Source organism: Polaromonas sp. P1_E1_2 (genome assembly GCF_056406035.1).
The window spans coordinates 1-5,371 of the sequence record NZ_JBFUAZ010000273.1 but is presented as its reverse complement, the minus strand read 5'-3'; the positions used below and the strand labels follow the sequence as shown (position 1 = coordinate 5,371).

The 5,371-nt window shown below is 60.7% G+C and carries 4 protein-coding genes; all 4 read right to left on the bottom strand.

From position 1 onward, the window contains the following. The coding region (gene infB, locus AC1D1P_RS13445) for a translation initiation factor IF-2 (protein ID WP_477673328.1) at positions 1-2,802 on the bottom strand (2,802 nt) is incomplete at its 3' end. A gap of 27 nt (positions 2,803-2,829) precedes the next feature. Further along, positions 2,830-4,356, bottom strand: a complete 1,527-nt coding sequence (gene nusA, locus AC1D1P_RS13440) for a transcription termination factor NusA (protein ID WP_477671652.1) — start codon at positions 4,354-4,356, stop codon at positions 2,830-2,832. A gap of 32 nt (positions 4,357-4,388) precedes the next feature. Next, entirely contained in the window at positions 4,389-4,991 is a 603-nt protein-coding gene (gene rimP / locus AC1D1P_RS13435; RefSeq protein WP_477673327.1) for a ribosome maturation factor RimP, read from the bottom strand. Positions 4,992-5,175: 184 nt separating this feature from the next. After that, on the bottom strand, positions 5,176-5,371 hold a 196-nt coding region (locus tag AC1D1P_RS13430), incomplete at its 5' end, for a hypothetical protein (RefSeq protein WP_477673326.1).

Below are 5,371 nucleotides of genomic sequence, written 5' to 3'. Positions count from 1 at the left end.
CTCGAAGCCTTCCTTGACTTCCTTGGCGTCGTCCTTGAAGCGCTTGAGCGAGTCGAGTTCGCCCGTGAAGACGACCACGTTTTCGCGCAGAAGGCGCAGGCGCGCGGTGCGGCGAACCACCCCGGCGGTGACCATACAGCCGGCGATCGAGCCGATCTTGCTGACCTTGAACACCTGGCGAATCTCGGCATTGCCGATGACTTCTTCCTTCTTGTCCGGCGTTAGCATGCCCGACATCGCGGCGCGCAGTTCGTCCACAGCGTCATAAATGATGTTGTAGTAGCGAATGTCCACGCCGTTGTTTTCGGCCTGCTTGCGGGCCTGGGCATCGGCGCGGGTGTTGAACCCGATCACCACGGCCTTGGAGGCAATCGCCAGATTGACGTCGGACTCGGAAATGCCGCCGACACCGGAGTACACGAGCTGGACCTTGACCTCTTCGGTCGAGAGCTTCAGCAGCGACTGGGCCAGCGCTTCCTGCGAGCCTTGCACATCGGCCTTGATGATGATGGGCAGCATCTTCACTTCACCGGCGCCGATGTCGGAGAACATGTTCTCCAGCTTGGCGGCCTGTTGCTTGGCCAGCTTGGTATTGCGGAACTTGCCGGCACGGTAGGTGGAGATTTCACGGGCACGGCGCTCGTCGAGCATGACCATGAATTCATCACCAGCCTGCGGTACTTCCGTCAGACCCTGAATTTCCACTGGAATCGACGGACCCGCCGTTTTGATCGGCTTGCCGTTTTCGTCCAGCATGGCGCGCACGCGGCCATAGGTCGAACCGGCCAGCACCACGTCGCCGGCTTTCAGCGTTCCCGCCTGAATCAGCACAGTCGCCACGGGGCCACGGCCCTTGTCGAGGCGGGCTTCGATCACCAGGCCCTTGGCCAGCGCATCCACCGGCGCCTTGAGTTCAAGCACTTCTGCCTGCAGCAGCACCTGTTCGAGCAAGGCATCGACACCGGMGCCAGTATGGGCCGAGACACCGACAAAAGGAACGTCGCCGCCGAACTCTTCGGGAATCACTTCTTCGGTGACCAGCTCGCCCTTGACGCGCTCCATGTTGATACCAGGCTTGTCGATCTTGTTGATCGCCACCACGATGGGAACACCGGCCGCCTTGGCATGCTTGATGGCTTCCTTGGTCTGCGGCATCACGCCGTCGTCAGCCGCCACCACCAGAATCACGATGTCGGTCGCCTGGGCGCCACGGGCACGCATGGCGGTAAACGCCTCGTGGCCCGGGGTATCCAGGAAGGACACCATGCCGCGCGGGGTTTCCACGTGGTAGGCACCGATGTGCTGGGTGATGCCGCCCGCTTCACCGGAGGCCACTTTGGCGCGGCGGATGTAATCGAGCAGCGAGGTCTTGCCGTGGTCAACGTGACCCATGACCGTCACAACCGGCGCACGCGGCAACAACTCGGCCTGCTGGCCTTGCACGTCTTCGTCGGCAAAGGCTTCCGGGTCGTCCAGCGAAGCCGTCACGGCCTTGTGGCCCATTTCTTCCACCACAATCATGGCAGTGTCCTGGTCCAGCGGCTGGTTGATGGTGACCATCTGGCCAAGCTTCATCAGGTGCTTGATCACTTCCGATGACTTCACGCTCATCTTGTGCGCGAGTTCGGCCACGGTGATCGTCTCAGGCACGTGCACTTCAATGACCTTGAATTCGGTCGGCGCCACGAAGGTGGATTCCGGACGTGCTTCACGGTCATTGCGGCGGCCACGCGGGCCGCCACGGAAATTGCCACGGCCGGGCACAACGGGTGCGCCACGGCTTGGAATGCCCTTCTTCTTGGCGGCGTCGTCTTTCCATGTCGAAGACAGGTTCTCCGACTTGACTTCCTTCTTGCCAGCGGCACCAGGGGCACCCGCAGCGGCCGGCGCACCCGGTTTGGCTGCGGCACCCGGCGCGCCGGCCGGCTTGTGCAGCGTGCCCTTGATGGCGGCTTTGGGATCGACGTGGGGCACCAGAACGCGCTTGGGCGCGGACATCATGGCGCGAATGCCGGCAGCTTCTGCTTCGGCCTTGCGGCGGCGGTCCTGGAGCTCTTGCGCCTTGRCCGCGTCAGCCTGGAATTCGGCGGTGGCTTTGGCCTTGGCAGTTGCAGCGGCAGCCGCGGCATCGGCAGCCTTCGTGGCCTGTACGGCCGCAGCGGTTTCAGCGGCCTTGGTGGCTTCAGCTGTTACTGGCGCGGCTTCCTTGGCTTTTCCGGCTGGCTTGGCTTTCTTGACCACGGCCTCGGCGGCTGCAGCAGCCGCCTGGGCGGTTTGCTCGGCGGCCAGGCGCTCCTGCTCGCGCGCAGCATCCTTGGCGTCCTGCTCTTCGCGAAGACGGCGTTTTTCAGCAAGCTCCTGCTCCTGGCGGCGCAGCAGTTCTGCGTGGCGGCTGGCTTCTTCTTCGCGGCGAATCAGCTCGGCATCGTCGATGACGGGAGGTGCCGGCGGAGCGGCCACTTCAGGCTGCACTTCTTCCGCAGGCTGGTCGGAGCCGTCGTCACGCTTGATAAAGGTACGCTTTTTACGCACTTCCACCTGGATGGTGCGTGCCTTGCCGGTGGCATCGGCCTGCTTGATCTCGCTGGTGGATTTTTTCACCAGGGTGATCTTCTTGCGCTCGGCCGTGACGGTGCCATGGCTGGCCTGCAGATAGCCGAGAAGCTTCTGCTTGTCCGCTTCGGACAAGGGGTCGCTGGCTTGCGCCTTGGCGACACCCGCGCTGGTCAATTGCTCGATCAGGGTGGCGGGAGATTTATTGAGTTCAGCTGCGAATTCAGCGACGGTAGTGGTACTGGACATATGTTTTTTTCCTGCTGGCCTCCATGATCATTGCTCTTGGGCCGCTGCAGGTGCAGGGGTGTCAGCGGCAGCGGGTTCATCGGTAAACCAATGGGCGCGTGCGGTCATGATCAGGGCTTTGGCTTCGTCCGAAGACTGGCCGGTGATATCGGTAAGTTCGTCCACGGCCAGATCGGCCAGGTCGTCGCGGGTATGGATGCCCGCTTCTGTCAGTTTGGCGATCAGCTCTGGCGTGAGGCCTTCGACGTCGCGCAGGTTCTGCGACACGCCTTCGGCATTTTCTTCCTTGGCGATTTCCATCGTCAAGAGCGCATCTTTGGCGCGCGTGCGCAGCTCATTGACGGTGTCTTCGTCGAAGGACTCGATCTCCAGCATTTCCTGCAGCGGCACATAAGCCACTTCTTCGAGACTGGTGAAGCCTTCGGAGATCAGGATGTCGGCGATTTCCTCGTCCACGTCGAGCTTTTCCATGAACAGCTTGCGGCTGGAATCGGTCTCGGTCGCCTGCTTTTGCGCAGATTCATCGGCCGTCATGATGTTGATCTTCCAGCCGGTCAGCTCGGCGGCAAGGCGCACGTTCTGGCCGCCGCGGCCGATCGAAATGGCCAGGTTTTCTTCATCGACGACGACGTCCATGGCGTGGCGCTCTTCGTCGACCACAATGGACGACACGTTGGCCGGGGCCAGCGCGCCGATCACGAACTGGGCCGGGTCTTCGCTCCACAGCACGATGTCCACGCGCTCGCCGGCGAGCTCGTTGGTCACGCCGTTGACACGGGTGCCGCGCACGCCGACGCAGGTGCCGATCGGGTCGACACGCTTGTCGTGCGACAGCACGGCGATCTTGGCGCGGGAACCGGGGTCACGGGCGCAGGATTTGATCTCCAGCAGGCCTTGTTCGATTTCAGGGACTTCCTGGCGGAACAGCTCGATCATGTACTCGGGCGACGTGCGCGAGAGGATGATGGGCGCGCCGCGCAGGGTCGTGTCAACTTCCATGATCATGGCGCGCACGCGGTCGCCGGAGCGCAGGTTTTCCTTCGGGATCATGTCGGAACGGCGCAGGCGGCCTTCCACACGGCCGGATTCGACAATGATGTCGCCCTTGTCCATGCGCTTGACGGTGCCAACAAAAATCTTGTCGCCGCGCGACATGAAGTCGTTGAGCAGCATTTCGCGCTCGGCGTCACGGATTTTCTGCAGAATGACCTGCTTGGCGGCTTGCGCGCCAATACGGCCGATGGGCAGGCTTTCCACCGGCTTTTCGATGTAGTCGCCTTCTTCGATGTCGGCAATCTCGTCGCGTGCGTCGCTGACCAGCTCTTCGGCTTCGGGGTTCTGCAGGCCGGCTTCGTCAGGCACCACCAGCCAGCGGCGGAAGGTCTCGTAATTGCCGTTGTCACGGTCGACGGCCACGCGGATGTCCACTTCGCCTTCGTACACCTTCTTGGTGGCCGAGGCGAGCGCAAGCTCGACGGCGCCAAAAACGACGTCACGTTCCACATTTTTTTCACGCGAGATGGCATCAACCAACATCAACAGTTCGCGATTCATTTCACAAGCCTGCCTTTCTTCATTTCTTGAAATTAATTCTCTGCAAAGGGTTCGGCACCAGGCGTTATTTTGGGTTTACGCCCCTTGAAATCAACCACGGGCGCGAGGCGCGCCTGTTGAATTTCATCGAGGGTAAAACCCAACGCCTGCAGCGGTGCGGGAACCTTCTTCTTACTGACCTTCCGGCCGGGTTTGACGGCCGGCTCATCGCTCCACACGATCTGCCAGCCGGCCACGCCGTCCGCGGCCACGACACGCTCCAGCGTGCCGCGAAACTTCTTGCGGCTGGCCGCGACGGTTGAACCGGCGCTGGCAGCCACGCCAATAGGAGCCTTGAGCGTGATGTCGATCAACTCACCGGCAAAACGCTCAAAATCTTTTTCGTTGCGCAAGGGCCTGTCGATGCCGGGGGAACTGACTTCCAGCCGCGCATATTCGGCGCCTTCGACTTCCAGGACAAACTGGAGCTGGCGGGTGACTTTTTCGCAGTCCTCGGCATTGATGAACTGTTCGGCACCCTTGACGTAAGACATGTCGATCGTGACGCGCAGCAAACCACCGCCGGTGCGTTCGATCTCGACCAGCTCGTAGCCCAGCCCCGTCACAGTTTGCTCAATCGTCTCTTGCAATGCCATTCAGTCTCTTAAACCCGCTCTTAATCCGTATGTTCAAAAACAAACGCCCAAAAAAAATGGGCGGTGAAAACCCGCCCATTTGGTCGTGAAGCTCTTATTGTAACGTGCTGCGCCCTTCGATGCAAACAATTTCCGTGCCTGACACGCTAGAGATTGCCTGAACCGTCGATGTAAATCCTTCTGGTTACGACGCCCACCTGCTCATTGGAACAGGCCTGATGAATCGACCCAAGGCATGTCCTTTTCGGCCAACCAATCCGGCGTCACCACTAGAAAGAAGCAGCGTCAAAATGAATGCATCGCTGCGTGAAAGTCCAAATGACGCCTCCTCTTCACGCTTCCTTGAAAAAAATTTGTAAATCCAATAAAACCAATTAAAT

Excerpts from the sequence above, each read along its gene's own strand:
- nusA (WP_477671652.1), bottom strand. The coding sequence starts at position 4,356 with ATGAATCGCGAACTGTTGATGTTGGTTGATGCCATCTCGCGTGAAAAA.
- rimP (WP_477673327.1), bottom strand. The coding sequence starts at position 4,991 with ATGGCATTGCAAGAGACGATTGAGCAAACTGTGACGGGGCTGGGCTAC.